The sequence below is a fragment of the Edaphobacter sp. 4G125 genome, from assembly GCF_014274685.1.
In the GTDB taxonomy this organism is placed as follows: domain Bacteria; phylum Acidobacteriota; class Terriglobia; order Terriglobales; family Acidobacteriaceae; genus Edaphobacter.
On record NZ_CP060393.1, the window covers coordinates 2,231,112 to 2,252,114 of the forward strand.

At 54.0% G+C, this 21,003-nt stretch carries 17 protein-coding genes; 6 read left to right on the forward strand and 11 right to left on the reverse strand.

From position 1 onward, the window contains the following. Nucleotides 1-369: 369 nt before the first annotated feature. The 4 genes from H7846_RS09355 (at nucleotide 370) to H7846_RS09370 (ending at nucleotide 5,893) form a co-directional block, all read left to right on the forward strand. Nucleotides 370-1,119, forward strand: coding sequence for an SDR family NAD(P)-dependent oxidoreductase (locus H7846_RS09355; protein ID WP_186691658.1), 750 nt, complete (start codon nucleotides 370-372; stop codon nucleotides 1,117-1,119). Between the two features lie 62 nt (nucleotides 1,120-1,181). Next, nucleotides 1,182-2,486 carry an enolase C-terminal domain-like protein gene (locus H7846_RS09360; protein WP_186691660.1) on the forward strand — a complete coding sequence of 435 codons (1,305 nt, stop codon included), beginning with the start codon at nucleotides 1,182-1,184 and terminating at the stop codon, nucleotides 2,484-2,486. After that, nucleotides 2,483-3,361, forward strand: coding sequence for a fumarylacetoacetate hydrolase family protein (locus tag H7846_RS09365; RefSeq protein ID WP_186691661.1), 879 nt, complete (start codon nucleotides 2,483-2,485; stop codon nucleotides 3,359-3,361). Before H7846_RS09360 ends, H7846_RS09365 begins: the two co-directional genes overlap by 4 nt. 99 nt (nucleotides 3,362-3,460) lie before the next feature. Then, entirely contained in the window at nucleotides 3,461-5,893 is a 2,433-nt protein-coding gene (locus tag H7846_RS09370; RefSeq protein ID WP_186691662.1) for an Ig-like domain repeat protein, read from the forward strand. Here H7846_RS09370 and H7846_RS09375 read toward each other — a convergent pair. The 8 genes from H7846_RS09375 to H7846_RS09410 all read right to left on the reverse strand — a co-directional run bounded on the left by H7846_RS09375 (nucleotide 5,890) and on the right by H7846_RS09410 (nucleotide 12,782). Then, entirely contained in the window at nucleotides 5,890-6,618 is a 729-nt protein-coding gene (locus H7846_RS09375) for a ZIP family metal transporter (protein WP_186691663.1), read from the reverse strand. The two genes, H7846_RS09370 and H7846_RS09375, sit on opposite strands and share 4 nt — an antisense overlap. 80 nt (nucleotides 6,619-6,698) lie before the next feature. Continuing rightward, nucleotides 6,699-7,223 carry a DUF4149 domain-containing protein gene (locus tag H7846_RS09380; RefSeq protein ID WP_186691664.1) on the reverse strand — a complete coding sequence of 175 codons (525 nt, stop codon included), beginning with the start codon at nucleotides 7,221-7,223 and terminating at the stop codon, nucleotides 6,699-6,701. Then, complete coding sequence (locus H7846_RS09385; protein ID WP_186691665.1) at nucleotides 7,223-8,077, reverse strand: zinc metalloprotease HtpX; 855 nt, start codon at nucleotides 8,075-8,077, stop codon at nucleotides 7,223-7,225. The genes H7846_RS09380 and H7846_RS09385 overlap by 1 nt, the downstream gene beginning before the upstream one ends. A 29-nt stretch (nucleotides 8,078-8,106) precedes the next feature. Then, complete coding sequence (locus H7846_RS09390; RefSeq protein ID WP_255460516.1) at nucleotides 8,107-9,411, reverse strand: carboxypeptidase-like regulatory domain-containing protein; 1,305 nt, start codon at nucleotides 9,409-9,411, stop codon at nucleotides 8,107-8,109. A gap of 38 nt (nucleotides 9,412-9,449) precedes the next feature. Next, nucleotides 9,450-9,740: a hypothetical protein gene (locus H7846_RS09395; protein WP_186691666.1), complete on the reverse strand. Its 291-nt coding sequence runs from the start codon at nucleotides 9,738-9,740 to the stop codon at nucleotides 9,450-9,452. Then, a complete protein-coding gene (locus H7846_RS09400) occupies nucleotides 9,740-10,213 on the reverse strand; it encodes a cytochrome c-type biogenesis protein (RefSeq protein WP_186691667.1) in 474 nt (157 codons plus the stop codon). Before H7846_RS09400 ends, H7846_RS09395 begins: the two co-directional genes overlap by 1 nt. Further along, nucleotides 10,206-12,284: a heme lyase CcmF/NrfE family subunit gene (locus H7846_RS09405; RefSeq protein WP_255460517.1), complete on the reverse strand. Its 2,079-nt coding sequence runs from the start codon at nucleotides 12,282-12,284 to the stop codon at nucleotides 10,206-10,208. The genes H7846_RS09400 and H7846_RS09405 overlap by 8 nt, the downstream gene beginning before the upstream one ends. 81 nt (nucleotides 12,285-12,365) lie before the next feature. Further along, nucleotides 12,366-12,782 carry a response regulator gene (locus tag H7846_RS09410; protein ID WP_186691668.1) on the reverse strand — a complete coding sequence of 139 codons (417 nt, stop codon included), beginning with the start codon at nucleotides 12,780-12,782 and terminating at the stop codon, nucleotides 12,366-12,368. Between the two features lie 373 nt (nucleotides 12,783-13,155). Between H7846_RS09410 and H7846_RS09415 the strand changes: the two genes are divergently transcribed. Both H7846_RS09415 and H7846_RS09420 read left to right on the forward strand, forming a co-directional pair. Then, the gene (locus tag H7846_RS09415; RefSeq protein WP_186691670.1) at nucleotides 13,156-14,982 is read left to right on the forward strand and encodes a sodium:solute symporter family protein; all 1,827 of its coding nucleotides are present in this window, start codon (nucleotides 13,156-13,158) and stop codon (nucleotides 14,980-14,982) included. An 18-nt stretch (nucleotides 14,983-15,000) separates the two neighbouring features. Then, on the forward strand, nucleotides 15,001-15,255 hold the full coding sequence (locus H7846_RS09420; protein ID WP_186691672.1) for a hypothetical protein: 255 nt from the start codon (nucleotides 15,001-15,003) through the stop codon (nucleotides 15,253-15,255). An 86-nt stretch (nucleotides 15,256-15,341) separates the two neighbouring features. On the opposite strand, the gene H7846_RS09425 is transcribed toward H7846_RS09420, so the two are convergent. The 3 genes from H7846_RS09425 to H7846_RS09435 form a co-directional block, all read right to left on the reverse strand. Beyond that, the gene (locus H7846_RS09425) at nucleotides 15,342-18,032 is read right to left on the reverse strand and encodes a hypothetical protein (protein ID WP_186691674.1); all 2,691 of its coding nucleotides are present in this window, start codon (nucleotides 18,030-18,032) and stop codon (nucleotides 15,342-15,344) included. Between the two features lie 604 nt (nucleotides 18,033-18,636). Continuing rightward, nucleotides 18,637-19,392: an ABC transporter ATP-binding protein gene (locus H7846_RS09430; protein ID WP_186691676.1), complete on the reverse strand. Its 756-nt coding sequence runs from the start codon at nucleotides 19,390-19,392 to the stop codon at nucleotides 18,637-18,639. Between the two features lie 110 nt (nucleotides 19,393-19,502). Continuing rightward, nucleotides 19,503-20,903: an efflux RND transporter periplasmic adaptor subunit gene (locus H7846_RS09435; protein ID WP_186691678.1), complete on the reverse strand. Its 1,401-nt coding sequence runs from the start codon at nucleotides 20,901-20,903 to the stop codon at nucleotides 19,503-19,505. Between the last annotated feature and the right edge of the window lie 100 nt (nucleotides 20,904-21,003).

Here is a 21,003-nt window from a genome sequence, read left to right on the forward strand (position 1 = left end):
AACTTGGGCTTATAGAAATGTTCGCTATACATCGGTCCACGAAGAAAAATATAGCAATGCAGCAAGAATTCGAGTCCTGCCCAATCTGAGGAGTGTTCTGCATCACAGGTCCCTGTGTTCCCTCTGTGGGGTTATCTCATTTGCAGAACACAATATCAGTCCGCGCTACAATCACCAACTTTAACTTGGTTGAATGTAAGTTTATGGTATTTCATCGGCTTGCGGTTCAGAACGGAAGACTGAGGGAAAACATCTTATCTTCGGGGTGCGAGTCCACCCGCTTGCTTACTAGAGAAGTCGAAAGAAGGTTTTCCCCCTCCAAAATGTGAAAAACGAGGTATGCTTTTGGAGAGGACTTGGTTTCAATATATGAGTGATTCCTTTCACCTGAAAAACAAGATCGCTCTTGTCACTGGAGCCGCCAGCGGCATTGGAGCGGCTACCGCTCGTGAGTTGGCGCACGCAGGAGCGCAGGTTTTCATCGCAGACCTTAACCTGACAGCAGCCGAATCGCTGGCATCCGAGCTGACAGAGGCCCGTGCGATCAGGATGGATGTGACTGATTCTGCCTCCATTGCCGAAGCCTTTGCGAGAATTTCTCACCTGGACATCCTGGTGAATAATGCCGGGATCGGATTGGTTGGCGACATCGCTCGAACTTCGGAAGAAGATTTCGAACGGGTCATGCGGGTGAATGTCAACAGTGTTTTCATGGTGACGAAGGCAGCTTTACCTCTGCTCCTCGCGTCTCGGGGATCGATCATCAATATTGGTTCTGTAGCTGGTTCGGTTGGAGTGAAACAACGTTTCGCATATTGTGCGAGTAAAGGGGCAGTCCAGGCGATGACCAGACAGATCGCGGTGGATTATCCCAAGGAACTTCGGGTGAATTGCATTGCTCCGGGAACCGTCCAGACTCCTTTTGTCGAAGGCTATCTTGAGAAATATCACTCCCATGAAATAGAGAAAGTGAGAGCCGAGTTGGTGGCACGGCAGCCCATTGGGAGATTAGGAACACCAGAAGATATTGCTTCGCTGGTGCGCTATCTCTGCTCACAGGAAGCAGAGTTCATCAACGGAGCTGTGATCCCGATTGATGGGGGATGGACGGCGGCGTGATCATTCCTCTCTGTTTTGTTCCCGCTGAACTCTCTATTTTTAAAGAAGGGAAAGCCTGAGCTTTGAACGAGATTTTAATTACCGGCGTTCGTGTTATCGATCTACGCTTCCCCACATCCCGCGAGCACATCGGTTCTGATGCTGTTAACAAAGACCCCGATTACTCCGCTGCGTATTGCATACTTGAGACGAATACGGGGCTTACGGGACACGGTTTAACCTTTACCCTCGGCCGTGGTACGGATCTTGTCGTGCAGGCGGCGCGCTATCTATCCCGCTATGTCGTCAATCGTTCCCTGGATTCCATTACGGAGAACTTCTGCGCTTTTTCCCGCCAGCTTACGGAGGACACTCAATTCCGCTGGCTCGGCCCTGAAAAAGGTGTCATCCATCTGGCGACCGGAGCGCTAATCAATGCAGTGTGGGATCTTTATGCTCGAGCTGAAAAGAAGCCGCTTTGGCAACTACTTACCGATTTAGAACCGTGCCAGATCCTGAATGCAGTCGATTTTCGTTACATCGACGATGCTTTGAATCCCGCTGAAGCGAGGGAGATTCTTGAGAGGTCGCAAACCGGAAAGTCTGAGCGTCTGGCCCAATTGAAGGAAAAGGGATATCCGGCCTATACAACCTCGGTTGGATGGTTTGGGTACTCTGAAGAGAAGATTCGCCGTCTTTGCCATGAGGCGCTGGCTGAAGGCTGGACCTACTTCAAGTTGAAAGTCGGAGGAGATGACGTCGAAGATCTTCGTCGAGGCCATATCGTTCGAGAAGAGATCGGCTGGACCAATAAACTGATGGTCGATGCCAATCAAAAGTGGGGCGTCCTGGAGGCGATTGACCGCACTCGCCAGCTTGTCGAACTTAAGCCCTGGTGGATGGAGGAGCCTACGAATCCAGACGATATCCTTGGTCATGCGCGGATTCGGCACGAAGTTCCTCAGGTTCGAATTGCGACAGGGGAGCACTGTCACAATCGAGTGATGTTCAAGCAGTTTCTTCAGTCCAAAGCGCTGGATGTTGTTCAACTCGATAGCTGCCGTGTAGGCGGAGTGAACGAAAACCTCGCTATACTTTTGCTGGCGGCAAAGTTCAATACTCCCGTCTGCCCGCATGCCGGTGGCGTTGGCCTATGCGAGTATGTTCAACACCTCTCGATGTTCGACTTTCTCTCTGTATCGGCCACTATGGAAAATCGCGTGATCGAGTTTGTTGACCATCTGCATGAACATTTTCTTACCCCAGTCCATATCCGAAATGGCCACTACATGGTGCCGACTGAGCCGGGATACAGCATCGAGATTCGGGAAGAGTCTCTCAACCGTTTTGCCTACCCACAAGGTGAGGCATGGAGCGCAAAGGCATGAAGTTTGTAACTTTTTCGGGTAAAGCATCTTCCACGAAGAACCCGTCGGCAGTTCTGAGCCGTGGTATCCCAACGCCCGGTGTCCTTGTGGGAGATGAGGTCGTCGATCTTACGGGACTGGCGTACTCCAATGTGCTTTCGATCATTCAGGCAGGAAACCTGGCCCTCACCGATATTGCCGCGAAACTTGAGAAGGCGCCGCGCGTAGCCCTTTCAGAGGTGACATTACATGCGCCTCTACTTCCTCCGCGTATTTTTGGGGTTGGTCTTAATTATGCGAAGCATGCGGCAGAGTCGAAGATGGCGGTCCAGAAGGTTCCGACGGTCTTTATGAAGCTGTCGAGTTCTGTGACCGGACCGGATAGCCCCGTGATTCTTCCAAAGATCAGCACGCAACCAGACTATGAGGCGGAGTTGGGGGTCGTGATTAGCAAGCCGGGATATCAGATTCCGGCGTCGGATTGGCAGCAGTATGTATTTGGTTACACCATCGTAAATGACGTCAGCGCGCGGGATATTCAGCTGGCCACTTCCCAATGGACACTTGGAAAATCGTTCCCTACATTTACGCCGCTTGGTCCAGCAATCGTAACCTCGGATGAGGTCTCGGATCCTCATGCTCTCGACATCTCACTGACGATCGGCGGAGAGATACTGCAATCCTCCAATACTGGCGACCTGATCTTCAAGATCCCAGCGCTAATCGAATATATCTCCAGCTTGACGCCTTTGGAAGCAGGCGATGTCATTAGTACAGGTACTCCAGAGGGAGTGGGACTCGGGCGCACGCCACAACGCTGGCTGAAGCCGAACGAAGAGATGGCGGTCACCATCGAGAAGCTGGGCACACTGCGGAATCGGACTGTAGCTGAGTAACTTTCTTCGCAGCACAGAAATTACAGCATCGACTTCGTATCCCCCACATAGGTGATACGAAGTCGAATTTATTTTTTGTAAGCTCAGCGATAACTCTTCATGGATTCATTGTCAATCTTTCCTCCCCGCCGGCGATGGGGAATCTGGGCCTGTGTCTTCCTTCTGCTGACTCTTGCAGGCAGGGCCCAGAACCCGGCAATCACTCATCCCCTCCTTCTGCCATCCGCCATTGCGTTCGATAACCAGGGCAATCTTTATGTTGCCGAGACCAGCAATCATATGATCCGTAAGATTGATCGTACCGGCAACATCTCGATTGTGGCCGGCGATGGAGTTCAAGGCTATGGCGGGGATGGCGGAGCTGCAACTTCAGCACAGCTGGATTCTCCGCAAGGGCTGGCAGTCGACGCCTCCAATCTTTACATTGCGGACACCCATAACCATCGTATTCGCAGAGTAAATCTCTCCACGGGAGTGATCTCGACGATTGCAGGAAGTTCGATCGCAGGATCAACGGGAGATCATGGTCCTGCCAGATCCGCGACCCTGGATCGCCCGACTGCGCTTACGCTCAACGGCAATGGCGATCTTTTGATTGCCGATTCCGGAAGACATCGCATTCGCCGTATCGAAGCGGCATCGGGGGTGATAACGACTGTTGCTGGAGAAGGAACCCAGGGATATGCCGGGGATAGCGGGTCAGCCGCCTTAGCGGTGCTGGACTCTCCGCAAGGACTGGCGGCGGATGATGGAGGCAATCTGTATCTGGCAGATACCCACAATCAGAGGATTAGAAGGATTGATATTGCTACGGGAACGATATCCACCATGGCAGGAACCGGGGCCTTTGGATATGCAGGAGATTCAGGAGAGGCCACTTCTGCAAAACTGGCATTGCCACATGGGCTCACCCTGGATGCACAGGGAAATATATTTTTTACGGATTCTTCCAATCATCGAGTTCGCCGGATCGATGCTGTTACTGGAACCATTACTACGGTCGCAGGAGACGGTGACCAAGGGTTTTCAGGAGATGGGGGAGTTTCTACTGCAGCTTCCCTGAATGAAGCTCGCGCAGTGGCCATCTCCTCTGGTGCATTCACGATTGCGGATGCTGCGAACCAGAGAATTCGTCAGGTTTCTAACGGCGTTATTCAGACGGTTGTTGGACCCGGTGCTACCATTCCGGTGACTCTCTCGCTGAATGGAGATGCTTCTGTTCCGTATGGATTCGGTCGCATCACGGCTATGCTGGCTTCGGGAACAAGTGCTTCTGGAAGCATCTCTTTTTTCGATGGCTCTGCAATGCTCACGACGGTCCCGCTTGCTTCGAATGTCGCGATTCTCGATACCTCTGCATTCGCTGCGGGGCAGCACATTCTTACTGCTTCTTATACGGGCGATGCTACTCATCCTGCCGCGCAGAGTACTCCCTTTACGCTGACAGTAACTCCGCTCTCTGTAGCGGTGATGATCTTGCCAGCATCGCTCTCCTATGGCGAGGCAATTCCTTCAATCGCCGGCAGCTTGATGGGACTTCTTCCGCGCGATCAGCCTAACGTGTCCGCCACTTTTACCGTGGATGCTCCTGCTCTCCCGGTTGTAGGAAGTTACACAGTAAAGACTGTTCTCCATGGTTCAGCTGCGGGTAACTATACCGTCGCTGCGTTACCTGTTCTGACTATCACGAAGGCCAGAACGGCGATGATACTGACAGCTGCAACTGCAGGACTTAACTTTGCAACAGCAGTTGATGTAGGGCAACCCGTTCTCTTTACGGCACACGTGACCAGCGCAACGACGGGAAGTCCGACAGGAACAATGTCGATCTATGACGGAGGAGATCTTCTCTCTGCCGGCCGGCCGGATTCTTCAGGGAATTTGACCTTTACAACCTCGGCACTGAGCAGCGGGCCGCACACCCTTAGTGCAACCTACTCCGGAGATTCGAATTTCAATTCCAGCACTTCTCCTGCAATGCTCTTTACTGTGAATCCTTCTTCTCCAGTTTTTTCCGGAGATTTTACGATGGCTCCAAACGGATCTACTACCCAGACCATTATTGATGGGAGATCAGCGAGTTTTTCTTTTTCTGTTCAGGTGTTGGGGAATATCGCGAGTCCGATCATGCTTTCCGCTTCGGGACTTCCCGAAACAGTCATTGCTTCCTTTAATCCGAGCGCCATCGTCCCAGGGAGCTCTTCTGCTTCCTTTACGATGACTGTAGCAACGCAGAAGTCAGTGGCGGTTTACCAGAAAACGAGGTCGGCCCTTTTCACATTGCTCATTTTGCCTTTCAGCCTTTTTGAATGGAAAAGAAAGAGACCTATTTCGGTTCGCGTCTTAGTCACGATATTTCTTGCTTTACCAGTGATGCTTACAGGTTGCGGGGATCGTATACGGTCTGGCGGACCTGCTCCACCGACAGCAAAGACCTACGCGATTACGGTTACGGGAACGGCTGTAGATCTTGCTCGAGGTCAGATCAGCCACACTGCCACTGTGACACTTACGGTGCAGCCGCAACCCTAACCTGGGGCGAGCAGCTTGAGTAGGAAGAAAGTGGCGACTCCGGCAAAGAAGACAAGTGCCATCCTTATGCCAGGTTCGCGGTTTACCTCCGGGACTAAGTCGGTCGCCGCAACATAGATCGTTACGCCTGCAGACAGGGGTAATCCGGCTCGAACCCACTCAGGCCGAAGATTGATAACAAGAACTCCTGCCAGTGTGGTCGCCCCCAGGATCATCGCGGAGTTCAATGCAGCTCGGCTCCCTCGGCCACTGGCCAGCATGACGCTTGCGACCGTGAAGCCTTCCGGAAGCTTATGTAGAAATACCGCAATAAAGATGACCCAACCTAACCAGTGAGAGAGGACGAATCCTGATCCGATGGCAATTCCATCAAAAAATGTATGGGTTGCCAGTCCAAGAAGCACGGAGTAGCTGGTCTTTGCTGAGACAAATTCATGATGGTGAGTTTCTTCGCCGAAATGAAAGTGGGGAACCAGCGTGTGTTCCAAAAGATGGACCCCGCAGTAGCCGACAAGGATGAGCAACGGAGCCCAGTGAGGGTTGATCCCTACGCCTTCGGGAATCATCTCTAGCACTGCCGCTGCGAGCATAAAACCAGCGCCCAGCGCAACAAAGTAACGCAGTGCGCGTGCTGAAGGAGATCGCCGAACCAGTAAGACACCGCCGAGATAGTCCGCCAGCCCTGCCACTGCACCTAGTGTGAGACTCAATCCGAGAGATTGCATCCTATCCGTTCCAGGCGAAGCGGAGAGCTCCGACGCCTTTCACGGGATAGCATACGAACCAGCAGGCTCGAAGGATGCATTCAGGGATCATACCTTTTGATTCTACCTGTCTCGGGCCATTGAGATTCCCGTGCCAGCACCAGAAGTACGCCGACGCCGCAGAAAAAAACGAATCCTTCCAGGCGTTCAGACCAGACATGCAGGCGTTCAAAGTCAACTCGGGCCGGCGATTCAATATCCGCCGTTTCGATGTCTCCGCCCGCTGCAATGCGGTCCTGTTCCATGGCTGGAAGGATACGAAACTGAGAATATGCGGTAATCAGCAGCATCAGGGTAGTTAGAGAGATACCCATCGCGAATCCAATCCGAGCAGGAACTTCGGCGCGAAACCACAGGATGACCGTTGCCAGACAGAAGAGGGCACCGCCGATAAGACCGATCCAATGCAGAATTACGAGAGTTCCGCCGACAACAAGACCAGCTTCATGGGCACTTGGCAGCCGGTGAAAGGCCACTGGCGCCAGTACGAATGCAAAGAAAGCCAGACCGCCAACCCAGGCTGCCATCGAAAGCAGCCGTATAGCTCGAAGTACACGTTCGATCACTAGACCAGATCCCTCCCGATCAGGCGTTGTATCCGCTCTTTGATTGGAGGATGCGTTGAAAAGAGATTCGCAAATCCTCCACTCCCTAACAGAGGAGCCACAATAAACAAATGAGCTGTTGCCGGAGATGCCTGCATCGGGATTCGTCGCGAGTAATTGTCCAACTTTTGCAGGGCTCGCGCCAGAGCGTATGGATTGCCAGTCTCCTTGGCTCCGGTTGCATCGGCTTCATATTCGCGGGAACGCGAGATGGCGAGCTGGATGAGCGTCGCTGCAATGGGAGCAACGATCAGCATCAGGAGAGCTGTGAATCCACCGCCTCCCCGATTGCGGTCATCTCGTCCACCGTAGCCTCCGAAGAGAGAAGCCCAGTAGCCCATGCGGGCCACCATGGTGATTGCGCCGGCCAGAGTTGCTGCGATGGAACTGGTGAGGATATCGCGGTTCTTTACGTGACCAAGCTCATGCGCCAGAACTCCCTCGAGCTCTTCATCATCTAACAGATTCAGAATCCCGTGGGTGACGGCCACAGAAGCATGTGTTGGGTTTCTTCCCGTAGCGAAGGCATTCGGGCTTTCGCTAGGAATCACATAGATCTTCGGTATCGGAAGATTCTGTTTTGCCGAGAGACGTTCTACCACGTTGTATACGCGCGGAAGCTGCTCGCGTGTGACTGGCTGAGCCCGGTACATCGAAAGTGCCAACTTATCGGAGAAGAAATAAGTGCCAAAATTGAACACAACCGACAGCAGGAAGGCCACTATCATTCCATTCCGGCCGCCAAAACGGTCTCCCACGAACAGAAGAAACAGCGTCAGGACGATCAGAAGAAATGTCGATTTGAAGGTATTCATCTCACCCTCGCAGAGGTTCTGTCTCCAACTTACGATTTAGACGTTTGGGAGCCCGATTCTCTACGTGACAGCGCTCGCTTTAATACAGACTCAAGCGCCGCCTTCTGTTCAGCATACTCTGCTTCGTTCAGCCGGCCTTCCAGACGGTCGGTTTCGAGGGAAAACAGCTCTTCCTTCAAAGAAACGAGCAAGGCGCCTGGGCCGGAAGGCGTAGCGGCCGCGGCGGTCTGAACGCTGAAGGGAGCCGTGGCACTCTGGGGGCTGTTCTTGAGCATGATTCCGGCACCAGCAGCCATTGCCAGTCCGAGTCCGCCAAGAATCCACCACTTGTACTTTGCCCAAGGATCGTTTGTGCCGTTAGGGTCAAGAGGATTGCCTAAACCGCCACCAGGTCTTGTATCTGCAGCTGCGTTTCCTGCTTGAGAAGCATCGGGTGCTCCCGGCTGACCACCTTGTCCAGCAGTTGCTGCGGCAGTGTCGCGTGGCAACTGGCCGGTTCCGGAAACAGTGAACTCCAGGGACTGAGTGGGAGAGACGTTTCGCGCTACATAGGTTTGCGCTGTCGTTTCTTCTGTAACAGGTGTGTAGTTCGCCGATGCGCCCGACTCGAACTTCATGCTTTTTGGCATCATGATGGCAACAGTATCCGTTGCCATGGTTGGCCTGGGGCCGAGCTTTTGACTGCCGTTGTAAGGAAGGTGATAGGTGATCTGAAAGCGTGTTTCTCCCGGACGAATCGGGAAGATAAATGTGTAATGGTTCGCATCGCCCAAGGGCATTGGTGAAGCTTGTACGGGCATTCCACCTGGCCCGAGAGCCGCTGAGCCTTCGATCACAGCGCCGGCAGGAAGGTAGAACTCAAAAGGGCGATCGCCGAACTGTGTTTTGGGCGGGTGAGAGTCGTTCTTGATCCAAAAGTTTTCTGTGACGCGCAACAGCTTGCCGCTCTCGTCGGTCTGGATGCGCATAACATCAGCCTCGCTGCTGACACCAGATACCTTAGCAGCGGCATCGAATACCTCGATATCGACCGATTGCGTTCCTGGAGGTGCAGGACGGAAATAATTAGCCTTATCGTGCGTAACCCGGATCAGATGTACGCCGGCGTCAGGTACTTCAAGTGTGAACTCGCCTTTGGAATCCGTCTTGGTGCGTGTCGATTCCTGCATGCCTTGCGCGAGACGAATCAACACGACATCGTCACCGGCAGCCGGTTTGTTATTGGTTTTATTGACGACCGTGCCGCTGATGGAGTCGGCGAAAGCAAATCCTGAGAGAGCTACAACCATGGCGGCAGCCGCCAGGCGTCGAAGGCTGAAAATTGAGCAGGTCACAGATTAAGTCTACGTCAAACGGAGCGGTTGTGGCCGTATTAGGCGCGTCCTCTCGCTCGCATCCCACGCTGTTCCAGGGTGTCCATCTCGGCAATGACCTGGGCTGCCTCGTCTTCAAGGGAAGCTCGCTGCTCTGCATAGTCCTGCTCGGGATACTTGCCCGCCAGATATTCGAAGTTCAGATCGCGAAGGTTCTCATAGATCACATCTTTGCGCTCACGCAGATAATCGATGCGCGTCTTGTCTGCTTGGAAAAAGGGGTTCTTCTCTGGCCAGAAGACAAACGCGAACAGCGCAATGGTAAGCACAACTCCGGCTATAGCTCCCATCAGTACTCCGTCTCTCTGCGGATGCGCTCACGCAGATCATCATCGCCAGCTGTAAAGTCGTTGGGAAATCCGGCAGCGACAGGACGAGCAGCGGTCCGCTTTTTCCAAAGTACGACCAACACGCCGGTTCCCACGGTAGCGAGAAGAAATACAGCCATCGGCGCAATCCACGCTGCATTGTCGAAGCCACCGCGAATCGGAGCTGCCAATACGGTGGGGCCATATTTAGCAGAGAACCAGTTGAGGATTGCAGTATTGGAGTTTCCTGAGCTGATTTGCTGGCGAAGCTCGCCGATCATGCGGTCCGAATCAGGGCAGCCGACGTGGTTGCACTCCAACAGGATTTGTCCACAACTGCAAACGCAGACCATCTCATGGCCCAGCCTTCCGAACCGCGAACTGGCATCTGCTGCGCCAAGCATGACAAGAGCCAGCAGGCAGACGGTAGCGCCCTGCCACCAACGTTTAAGCATGATTCACCTCAGCTTCTGCTACAGAAGGGGCGATTACTTTGGCTGGAGCAGCAGCCCGCGTGATGCTGGGAACCAGTGCAAGGAAAGTTCCGAGAACGACGATCACCACACCGATCCAGATCCAGTTCATCAAAGGATTGATGAAAACCTTGATGATTGGTTTATCGGTATCGGGATTCTTACCTTCGTAGATGACATACAGGTCTTCTGCCAGGTTGGAATGCAGCGCCACCATCGTAGAGGTCGTCTGGCTGGCGTTATAGAAGCGACGCTCCGGGGCTAACTGTGTAATCTTCCTCGATCCCTTGAAAACATCCAAGAGAGCATACTCGGTATCGTAGTTCGGATTCGAGTCTTGGGTGAAGCTCTGACAGACCAGCTTGTAGCGGCCCATGGTCATGCTGTCGCCGAAGCCCATCTCCTGCTCGCGCGACTGGTTAAAGGCGCCGCCGGCAATTCCGATGAACATCATGACGATGCCGAAGTGGACGATATAGCCGCCGTAACGGCGGGTATTGCGCCGGACCAGCAGGACGGTCGAAGCCGCAAGATTCTTTCCGGTCTGAGTGCGGACCACACCGGCCCCGCGTAGGAATTCTGCCGCAATAGCTGTGATCACGCCCGCGGCAAGGGTAAAGGTGATCAAAGAGAAAATTTCTGCCTGCATGTCGTCGCCAGCGCTCCACGGACGAACGCCGCAGGCGATAACAACGACAAAGGTTACTGCCATTGCGATGGAAGGAAGGATAAAGTTTCTTCGGATTGAGCGCAGTGAGGTCGAGCGCCAGGCCAGCAAGGGGCCGATGCCGGTCAAAAAGAGTAGGAAGATTCCAATCGGCAGGTTTACGCGGTTATAGAAAGGAGCGCCTACTGTGACCTTCGAACCTTGCACATACTCGCTCAGAACAGGGAAGAGAGTTCCCCAAAGTACGGTAAAGCAGGCTGTCAGCAGGATCAGATTATTGAACAGGAAGCTTGATTCGCGGCTGACCAGTGACTCCAAGCGGTTTTCGCTTTTGAGATGATCTTTCTGCTTGAAGAAAGTGAACAGGCAAACGGCGAAGACGACGAGCATGAAGCCATAGAACCATCCTCCGATAGAGGATTGCGCGAAGGCATGTACACTGCTTACGATTCCCGAACGTGTCAGCAAGGTTCCTAGGATGGTCAACAGGAACGTCGAGAAGATCAGCCAGACATTCCAGGTCTTCATCATCCCGCGCTTCTCCTGCATCATGACCGAGTGCAGAAATGCGGTTCCTGTGAGCCAGGGCATCAGGCTGGCATTCTCTACTGGATCCCATCCCCAGTAGCCACCCCAGCCGAGTACGCTATAGGCCCAGTGTGCGCCGAGAAAAATTCCGCAGGTAAGGAATAACCAGGCCACCATCGTCCAGCGGCGCGTAATGTGGATCCACTTCTCGCCTGGATATCGCATCATCAGTGCGCCCAGTGCAAAGGCAAAGGGAACTGAGAGACCGACGTACCCGAGATAGAGCATCGGGGGATGAATGATCATCTCCGGGTATTGCAACAGAGGGTTCAGGCCAAAGCCGTCTGTAGCCGCCGGACCCGGTTGAATTGCAAACGGAGGAGCAGCGAAGTTCAAGAGCAGCAGAAAGAAGGTTTGAATTCCAGCGAGGATGGTGGAGGCGAATGCTGAAAGCCGGACATCCACCTTGTGACGCAAGCGGAGAACAAATCCATATGCGCTCAACAGCCAAGCCCACAGTAGAAGAGATCCTTCCTGCCCGCTCCATAAAGCGGCAAATTTGTATGCCGCATTCAAGTCGCGATTTGTGTGATGCAGAATGTACGAAACGGAATAGTCGTTTGTGAAGGCCGCCCACACCAATGCAAAAGCAGCACAATTTAGCGCAACAAAACTGGCCAATCCGGCGCGGCGCGCAGTTTCTCCAAGACGTCCGGCACCGGTACCACCGGCGGTAATGCCAGCCTCTGATCGGGACTGCCAGAGCGCGACGGCACCCATGACCAGTGTGTATGCACTCAGGGCCAGGGCAAGGAGCAGAGCAAAGCTCCCGAACTCAGGCATGGGATGGGTTGGCATGAATTCCTCCCTCCCATTCTCTCAAGCAGATTGGTTATCGGGCAACGAAAGGGGAGGGCCAGTGACGTTTATCGCGCAGTTTTAAGCCACAGCCGGGGCTGGGTGGCTCAAAATAGGCTCGGAAGCAGGATCTGAAGGCCCTGCCAGATTCCGTACACATTCCAGGAGTTGTTCTGGTGGAAGTGGTTTCACCCTGAACTCAATATTCAGGTCTTTGTACTCGGCAACGGCTTCTTCCAATCCGCTGATAACCAGAATTGGAATCTGGGGATGCAGATCTCGAACTGCCCGAACGAAGGTACTTCCGGTCATGCCTGGCATGATGTGATCGGTGATAACCAGATGGATTTCGGTCAGGAAATCTCCATAGCGCAGTTGCTCCAGAGCCCTGGACGGGTTGAGCGCTGTAATCACCGTGTACTCATGACGTTTTAGGATTGCCTGCCGAACTGTGGCTTGAATTGCGTTATCGTCAACAAGAAGAATCGTCTTTTGCATCTACAGACTCCAGGGAGAATCTCAGCAGTCGTACATCCGGATCAAAATCTTTCTCCCGAATACTGATAATTTGTGTCGGAGAAAAATGATCCGCAAAAAAGCATTCGATAAAACGTATCGTCTCGCCGTCTTCGGGGCGGTTCGATTTCAAAAAAGGCAAAGAAAATGCGACCTACTGCTTATAATTCTTCGTGCGTTGGTCAGTACAGAAAATCGGATGCAGGAGCATGGCTGGCAGGTTGCTCCTAAAGGGCAGATCCGCTGAACCAGGCTTTGTCTGTACAGAACTGAATCTCCTTACTCTCTAGACGCGCCGGGGAGAACGGGTTACAGTTTCCCCAGGAATAAAGCCTGCGAAATCAAAGGGAAAAACGTGACTCTTTCCATCATCGACTGGCTCATCATGCTGGTCTATTTCACCTTCGTTCTGGGGATTGGCTTCGCTCTGAAGCGATATATGCGAACTTCGAACGATTTTTTCCTGGCGGGACGTTCGATCCCGGCCTGGGTCTGCGGTTTGGCTTTTATCTCCGCGAACCTTGGGGCTCAGGAAGTCATTGGGATGGGAGCTTCCGGAGCGAAGTATGGCATCAATACCAGCCACTTTTACTGGATCGGCGCCATCCCAGCCATGATCTTTGTCGGCATCTTTATGATGCCTTTTTATTATGGCTCGAAGGCTCGCTCTGTTCCTGAATACCTTCGTCTCCGGTTCGACGAAAAAACACGTGCGGTGAACGCCTTCTCTTTCGCCATCATGACGGTGCTCTCTTCCGGCATCTCGATGTATGCGATGGCCTTGCTGATCCAGACCCTGGGACTCTTTCACGGGATTATTCCAGATCAGTATATTTTCCATGTCTCAATCTTCCTTTCAGCAATCATCGTTCTCGTCTACATCTTTCTCGGCGGTCTTACGAGTGCCATCTACAACGAGGTCCTCCAGTTCTTTTTAATTGTTGCCGGGTTCGCCCCTCTGGTCTGGATTGGCTTGCGAAACGTAGGGGGCTGGCAGGGGATCAAGCACACATTGCCAGCGGCGATGACCCACTCCTGGCGAGGGATGGCCCACGCGAATACGAATACCCTTGGGGTCGAATGGGTTGGCCTTGCGATGGGATTGGGATTTGTCCTCTCTTTTGGGTACTGGTGCACGGACTTCCTGGTTATTCAGCGTGCAATGGCAGCTGATTCCGAAGTTTCGGCGCGTCGTGTTCCCTTGATCGCTGCAATCCCAAAGATGTTTTTCCCGTTCCTTGTGATTTTGCCTGGACTGATCGCAGTTAGTGTCACCTCAAAGGTTGTTACTCCGGAGCAGGCAACTCTTTCCGGAACTCATACTGCTGGCATCCATGCTTCGGCAACCACAATTCCCAATGTTGAGACAGAGCACTCGCAACCTCATGGCATCGTCCCTCAAAAGACGAATCCCATCAATGGTCAGCCGGTGATGGATAGCAATGGGCAGCCTGTTTACAACTACGATCTAGCCATTCCTGTTTTGTTGCTGCATTACTTTCCAACAGGAATTCTGGGGCTTGGTCTTACAGCTCTTCTTGCGAGTTTCATGTCTGGAATGGCTGGCAACGTGACGGCGTTTAACACAGTGTGGACCTATGACATCTATCAGGCCTACATCAACAAGAAAGCTACCGATGCGCACTATCTCTGGATGGGGCGTATGGCAACCATTGGGGGGATCCTTCTTTCCATTGTTGCCGCCTACGCCGCAACCAACTTCAACAACATCATGGATGCACTGCAGCTAGTCTTTTCGTTCGTGAATGCACCTCTATTCGCTACATTTCTGCTCGGGATGTTCTGGAAGCGTACAACCGGTCACGGCGCTTTTACGGGCTTGATTTCGGGGACGGCTGCTGCTCTTCTGCATCATGGACTTACAATTCCGTCCGATGCGACTCCGGGAATCCACGGTGGCTGGATCTCCGTTCTTCACCACTATCCAAGCGATATGGCCCAGAATTTCTGGACTGCGATCTTCGCATTTTCGGTCAATCTTGTTGTTACCGTCGTAGTGAGTCTGATGACGCGGCCTCGAGAAGAGCAAGAATTGGTTGGTCTGGTCTACTCATTGACACCTAAGCCAGTTGAACATCACCTGGAGTGGTATCAGAAGCCGTCAACCCTGGCCTATTTGGTTTTGGGGATGCTCATTATTCTCAACCTGGTCTTTGCCTAATCGCATAGGAGCACACTTATGGGACTTGATATTCGTATTCCTCTTGGCCTCATCTTTCTTGTTCTCGGCGGCATCATGACCGTTTTCGGAATCGTGACGCGTCACTCCGCTATCTATGCGCGTTCTCTTGATGTGAATCTCAATCTGGGGTGGGGACTCATCATGTTCATCTTTGGTCTGACGATGTATCTCATCGGGCGACGCCAGAAATGGCAGGATGATCCAGTTTCCCCCCGCCCCTGGGAACGCAAAGGGAAGACGAGATCCCACTAAGGAACAACGCTGATCTTCATCGCTTTCTTGTGGGGAAGAAGGCGTTTCTGTACAAGCGTTTGATAAGCGTGCTAACGAACCTGATGTTAGAGCTTTGGCTCAACCGGAGAAGTCGTAGTCGACGTTGCCGGTTGGGGCGAAGGAGTGGGCGTTGGTTCATCGATCGCAGGAGGGTTGGCCGTAGGTGGCGCTACAGGTGGAGCGACAGCCACCGGAGCGGCTTGCGGCGGCGGAGCAGGTGCTCGTGGAATCTGCACCGGCATATTCACAAGATTGGCGGATTCAGATTCGTCTCTCAGTTTGAGGTAAAAGCCCGATCGTGGAGGACGCGGAATTGAAAGCGTGTCTCCAACGAATCCCTCCGGAACATCGACGGGATTGGTAAATGCAGCGTCCGATGCTAGTGAATCGACTAGGTAAAGGCCAGATCCAGTAAGAGTGCAAGCTGCGGCAGGATCGCTGGGGCAATGTATATCGTGGAATGTCGGAAGTCGTACCAAGGTGGCGAGAGGAATCCAGTCTCCGGCAGTCCCATCGGGGCTGATGGCCCGAAGGCGCACCGGGCCAAAAGCTGAGGTCCCGAAGGCCTTGAGAGGGTCGAAAGTTCCGAGCACGGTGTGGGAGTTCTGAAGAATCAGTCCGGAAGCTATCGTCAGAGATGTCCGGAGTGTCTCATCGGCATTTGCGATTTCAATCTTGCCGTTACGCGGAAAGGGCAGGGCGGAACGAAGCGAGAAGGTCAGCTTCTGGGTGATCGGGAGATCGTCGGGATTCGAAAGGTGAATCGGTGATGAAGCCGGAGTGGTGCTCCGACGCAGCATCGTTATCGACGGTCGAGGAGCATTGACGGTAAGGGGCAGGCTGAGCGTGCGACCGTCACGAAGGGCGACATGAGCCATGAGACGATCGCCGGCATGGACGTCGGGCGGTTGTGTCGCAAAGGGCAGGGCGAGTGTCAGGGTTTCGGTTTGTTGGTCTGCTCCTGCCGCTGGAGGAGGAGCAGAGGCAGGCTCCCCGGAAGGAGTGAAGGCCATGCCGCCCAAAGTGAGCTTGTGAACCTGGTCCAGGTTCGTTCCCCTCAATGTTGCAGAGGCGTCTCCTGCATGAAAGGTTAGGGCCTCAAGTTGTGCTGGTTCAGAGAAGGTCTGAGCCGTAACCGCGGCAGTTGCAACTTCCCCATACTGATGGACATTCACATGGATGTCGCCAGGGTCGACAGATTTCAACGAAAGGCTGACATCCACGATATTTGGCCGGTCGGACTGCTTCCATTGGGCCTCGGTTTGACGTCCTGAGAAACGCTCGAAGGTGATGGACTGGACACATGCTGTCCCGCTAGAGCTCAGGGCAAGATGGTTCTCCCGGCCTATGATGAGAATGGAATCGTTAGCCAGCTTCCAGCTCGTGCCTGCGACATCCTGGAGAGGGAGCGTGGGACCGACAAAAGGATCAAACCCCCAGTACCCCGTGATCGTTCCGGTTACAGGAGTATTCGGCGCGCCAGGGTCGGTCGGCATTCGTGGTGCTGAAGGCTGTGAGGGCTTCGTGCTAGAGGCAGGAATGGAGTCTCCGTCAAGAGGGAGCGATTTGCGCTCGGAAGCGGAGGAGAGGACGAGCCCCCCTTTGAATGGATCAGGCGTTAGTGGGACGTCGGCGCGTGGAACGTTACTGCCATTGATGTGCAGAACAAGGTCATGTGCGAAGCCCGTGGAGAAGACCAGCGGAGCGCCTTCGACGGGAAGGACGACATCCGGGCGTAATAAGCATGTAACGTACCTGGGGTTGGATGCCCGGAGCGGCGGAGGGGTCGCGTTCTGGATGGCAGGAAGCCCAATGACGATGACCGATTTGGGGTTGTGGAACGATGGAGCGGTGTTAAGACGGAGATTCAGCTGTTCGTCCTGCGGAAATGCGATGGCAGGAATGTACTGGTACTGGGCGGTGTGAAGATTGCCCATGAGGCGGACGAGATCAACCACTGCTCCGACATAAGCGCTATAGATCCCTCCGCCGGCGATCTGTGTGCTCGCAGCGGCTCCGATCAAAGCGGAGGTATCCGTTCTGGAGATCATGGATACGACTGTTTGCCCATGTCCATCATCAAGCAACGTTTGGGTTCCGCTCTGGGTAAGGCAGTTGTATTGTTGGTCGACAGGACGTGTGAAGCACTCCTGGTTTGGCCGTAGGCTCAGGGTACGAGCTAGCAGGGTGGAGTGTTCCTGAAGCGCTTTGGGGTCACTGGGGGGGACGAGTTTGATAGAAGCAAGGTATTTTTCGATACGGGCCTGCTCGAAGCCCGCTTCGGTGAGATCCTGGGAGGCGCGAACGAAGATTCCTGGACGCCCCTGGACCGCCGAGCGAAGGGTGCTGAAGTCGCCTCCTGTCTCGGGAGCGAGGAACAGCAACGCCTGCTGAGCCCCTTCAGGCACGGTGATCGTGGCGCCCTCTTCACGGACTTTTTTATTCCAGGTTTCAATTTTGAAGAACCAGTTGCTGGGCGGAGGATTCGTGGTTCCGCGCAGAAACGCAGCCACCAGAAGGTAGTGAACGGACTGGGTCCGAGGGAGGTCGGCAAAGAGCCAGAGCTTGTCACCCTCTTTGAGATTTGGAACAGCCGCGATGGGGAGCGTCTTTCCATCGCGGGTAACGCGAACATCAATGCGCGGTCCGCTCAGGTCAAAGCGGGCCTCTGCTCTCGCTAAAGAGGGGAGCGCGGCAGAAAACAAAACAATCAAGCCCGCAGATACAGCACGCAGGCGACCAAAAGATATTGCCATAACTCTATTTTAGACGGCTATAACAGCGGAACCGGATCACTCGTTTAGACACCCGATATAGGGGGAATCGATTTGGTTCATTCCGCAGTGGTTACGGAATCAGGGATGAATGTCCTACGTCCGTAAAATACGGGTATAACGGCATCCAAGCTGTATCGACATAATTCCGTGCTTTCATCACGGATGGAGAACCAAGCCCCCAAAGAACTTTGGAGTGGGCCCCCTCCCCCCTATTTTTGCGCAAAGTATTCGAATCATTGCAGTTAGTGTTATACCGGTATTCCAAGGGTGCAAGAAAAGTCCCCGGCTTGAAGCCGGGGACTTTATATATGTCTATTTTAGAAGAGGAGAAGGGGTAGATTTGCAAAATCGATGAAGCCTATTTTAGGTGTGTTTTGTTGTAGATACGGGTGATTCGCAGTTATGTGGGGCTTGACAGGTATTGTTCCGGTTCTTGGAATTGGCGCAATGTGGAGATTGCATCAACGTCGATGTTCCAGATCGCGAACAGCAGATTCCTCTTCCTTCGACTTCGTTCAGAGGACGGAAATGACGGCCACAGACGATACGACGAAGGAGATCCGATGCAATTTGTGGATACAGACTAACTGTTACGAAGGCGCCCTGAAGCCTGGTCGCTGGCAATGACGCCGTCGCGGATAGTAACGACGCGATGCGCGAATTCGGCGATGTCGGGTTCGTGGGTGACGAGGACGATGGTGTTGCCCTTGGAGTGCAGCTCATCGAACAGAGCCATAATCTCATCGCCGGTTTTGGAGTCCAGGTTTCCGGTGGGCTCGTCGGCGAGGATGATGGAGGGATTGTTGACGAGGGCGCGCGCGATGGCGACACGCTGACGCTGACCACCGGAGAGTTCGTTTGGCTTGTGCAACATACGAGTGCCGAGGCCGACATTCTCAAGTGCGGTCTTGGCGCGGGTTTCTCGTTCGGCGGCCGGAGTCCCGTTGTAGATGAGGGGAAGCTCGACGTTATGGAGTGCAGTCGCACGGGCGAGCAGATTGAAGGTCTGAAAGACGAAGCCGATCTCCTTATTTCGGATACGGGCAAGCTCGTCATCGTTGAGCTCGGAGACATCGTGTCCGTTGAGCCAATACTTCCCTTGCGAGGGTGAATCGAGGCAGCCGATGAGGTTCATCAGCGTTGATTTTCCAGAGCCGGACGGTCCCATGATCGCGACATATTCGTTGTGGCGGATGCGGAGATTTACGCCGCGGAGGGCGTGGACCTCCTGATCGCCCATCTCATAGGTCTTCCAGAGATTGTCAGTGACGATGACATCGCCGGGACGTGGCCCGTCGGCGTTGCTGACAGCGGTTTCGACTGCGGTTTCGATGGCCATCCGATTCTCCGGTACTTGCTTCTGGCACTAGAATAGTACGTTTCTTATAGATACGTCGCCGCGGACGCCTAGGTTCCGTAACGGCGGTTCCTGTGGCGGCCGGTTGAGGACTAATTCGCTGTTGTGGCCGTCTCAGGAGTGTTGTCCCGTTTGATGAGCGTTCCGCTCTTCAGCGAGCGAAGAGTCTTATAGCGACCGGTTACGATTTCGTCTCCCTGTTTCAAGCCGTTAAGGACCTCGATATCCGTTGCCCCGGTAATCCCTGTAGTAACGGGAACGAAGATCGCTCGGAGCTTTTTGCGTTCATTCCGCAATACATAAACTCCCTGAACCGTCTGGCCCTTTCCAGCAGCCGGAGTGGTGCTGGCCGCAACGCCGCTGGCCCCCGGAGTCTTTCCATTGTTCTGTTCCAAGGCCTTTTCCGTCGCCGGATTGCGTTGGACGAGCGCCTGGATCGGAATGGTTAAGGCGTCGGACTTATGTGCGGTGGTGATCTTCGCTGTTGCGGAGAGACCGGGCTTGAGGTCTCCGGATGCTTCATCCAAGGTCACTACGACCTTGAAGTCCTTGGCCTCTTCGGTGCCGGTGGTGGATTGCGAGGTCGCCAGACCCGTTGTGCGAAGGAGAGCCTGATCGCCGACCTCGGTCACGTGTCCCTTGAAGATTCGGCCGGGCAGGGCATCAACTGTTACGTCAACGGGTTGGTCGAGCCTGACGTTGACGATATCGGTTTCGTCCACTTTGACCTCGGCGGTGATCACCGACATGTCGGCGAGTGTCATCAAGGTGGACCCCTCAGCGTTCTGGATACCAACGACGACCGTCTCGCCCTCTCGAACAGGAACGTTGGTGACTAGTGCATCGAAAGGGGCGCGGCTCTGGGTGAGCCCGAGAGAGTACGTATTGCCACGAAGGGTAGCAACGGCTTGGGCGACATGTCCATGGGCCGAGGCTGTTTGAGCTTTGGCCTGAGCGACAGCGGCTTCGCGCTGTTGCAAGGTGGCGGAAGAGACGTCGTAGGCGGCTTTCTTGGCGTCATAGTCCTGTTTTGCGATCAGCTGATCGTCGTAGAGGGCTTTGGCTCGTTCGTAATCGAAACGCTTCTGAACAAGGTCGGCCTTGGCCTGAACGACATTGGCTTCGGCGGTGCGCTCAGCAGCGATATAGGATTGGACGTCGGTTCTGGAAGCAGCGATGGTAGCGTTCTGCGCCTGAACTGCGGAGGCGGGCTGCTCGCTTTCAACCGTGGCAACGAGTTGGCCTTTTCTTACACGATCCCCTTCTTTAACGTAAAGGTGCGTGATTCGACCGAAGGCGGTGGCTCCCACGTTGACGTAGGTTTTGGGTTTGATCTGACCCGTACCGTTGACGACGGAGACGAGGTCCTGACGAACGGCATGCCCGGTAGCAACCTTCGTGACAGAACTCTGGCTATGAAGAATGCTGCCAATGATAACGCCTGCGAAGACCAGGACGGCGACTGCAATCAGAACAATCTTTTTGAGGCTCATCGTTGCTTTCTCTGCGTCTCTTTCGCGGTTGCCGGGAGGCGCTTTTATGGGAAATGTTTAACCGAAGATACGGAGCTCGGACTTCTCCTGTTCCCGGTTT

Bases quoted from the DNA above. Each gene is read 5' to 3' on its own strand.
- H7846_RS09395 (WP_186691666.1), bottom strand. From the start codon at position 9,740: ATGGGAGCTATAGCCGGAGTTGTGCTTACCATTGCGCTGTTCGCGTTT.
- H7846_RS09370 (WP_186691662.1), top strand. From the start codon at position 3,461: ATGGATTCATTGTCAATCTTTCCTCCCCGCCGGCGATGGGGAATCTGG.
- H7846_RS09425 (WP_186691674.1), bottom strand. From the start codon at position 18,032: ATGGCAATATCTTTTGGTCGCCTGCGTGCTGTATCTGCGGGCTTGATT.
- H7846_RS09375 (WP_186691663.1), bottom strand. From the start codon at position 6,618: ATGCAATCTCTCGGATTGAGTCTCACACTAGGTGCAGTGGCAGGGCTG.
- H7846_RS09405 (WP_255460517.1), bottom strand. From the start codon at position 12,284: ATGCCAACCCATCCCATGCCTGAGTTCGGGAGCTTTGCTCTGCTCCTT.
- H7846_RS09355 (WP_186691658.1), top strand. From the start codon at position 370: ATGAGTGATTCCTTTCACCTGAAAAACAAGATCGCTCTTGTCACTGGA.
- H7846_RS09430 (WP_186691676.1), bottom strand. From the start codon at position 19,392: ATGGCCATCGAAACCGCAGTCGAAACCGCTGTCAGCAACGCCGACGGG.
- H7846_RS09400 (WP_186691667.1), bottom strand. From the start codon at position 10,213: ATGCTTAAACGTTGGTGGCAGGGCGCTACCGTCTGCCTGCTGGCTCTT.
- H7846_RS09420 (WP_186691672.1), top strand. From the start codon at position 15,001: ATGGGACTTGATATTCGTATTCCTCTTGGCCTCATCTTTCTTGTTCTC.
- H7846_RS09385 (WP_186691665.1), bottom strand. From the start codon at position 8,077: ATGAATACCTTCAAATCGACATTTCTTCTGATCGTCCTGACGCTGTTT.
- H7846_RS09410 (WP_186691668.1), bottom strand. From the start codon at position 12,782: ATGCAAAAGACGATTCTTCTTGTTGACGATAACGCAATTCAAGCCACA.
- H7846_RS09435 (WP_186691678.1), bottom strand. From the start codon at position 20,903: ATGAGCCTCAAAAAGATTGTTCTGATTGCAGTCGCCGTCCTGGTCTTC.
- H7846_RS09365 (WP_186691661.1), top strand. From the start codon at position 2,483: ATGAAGTTTGTAACTTTTTCGGGTAAAGCATCTTCCACGAAGAACCCG.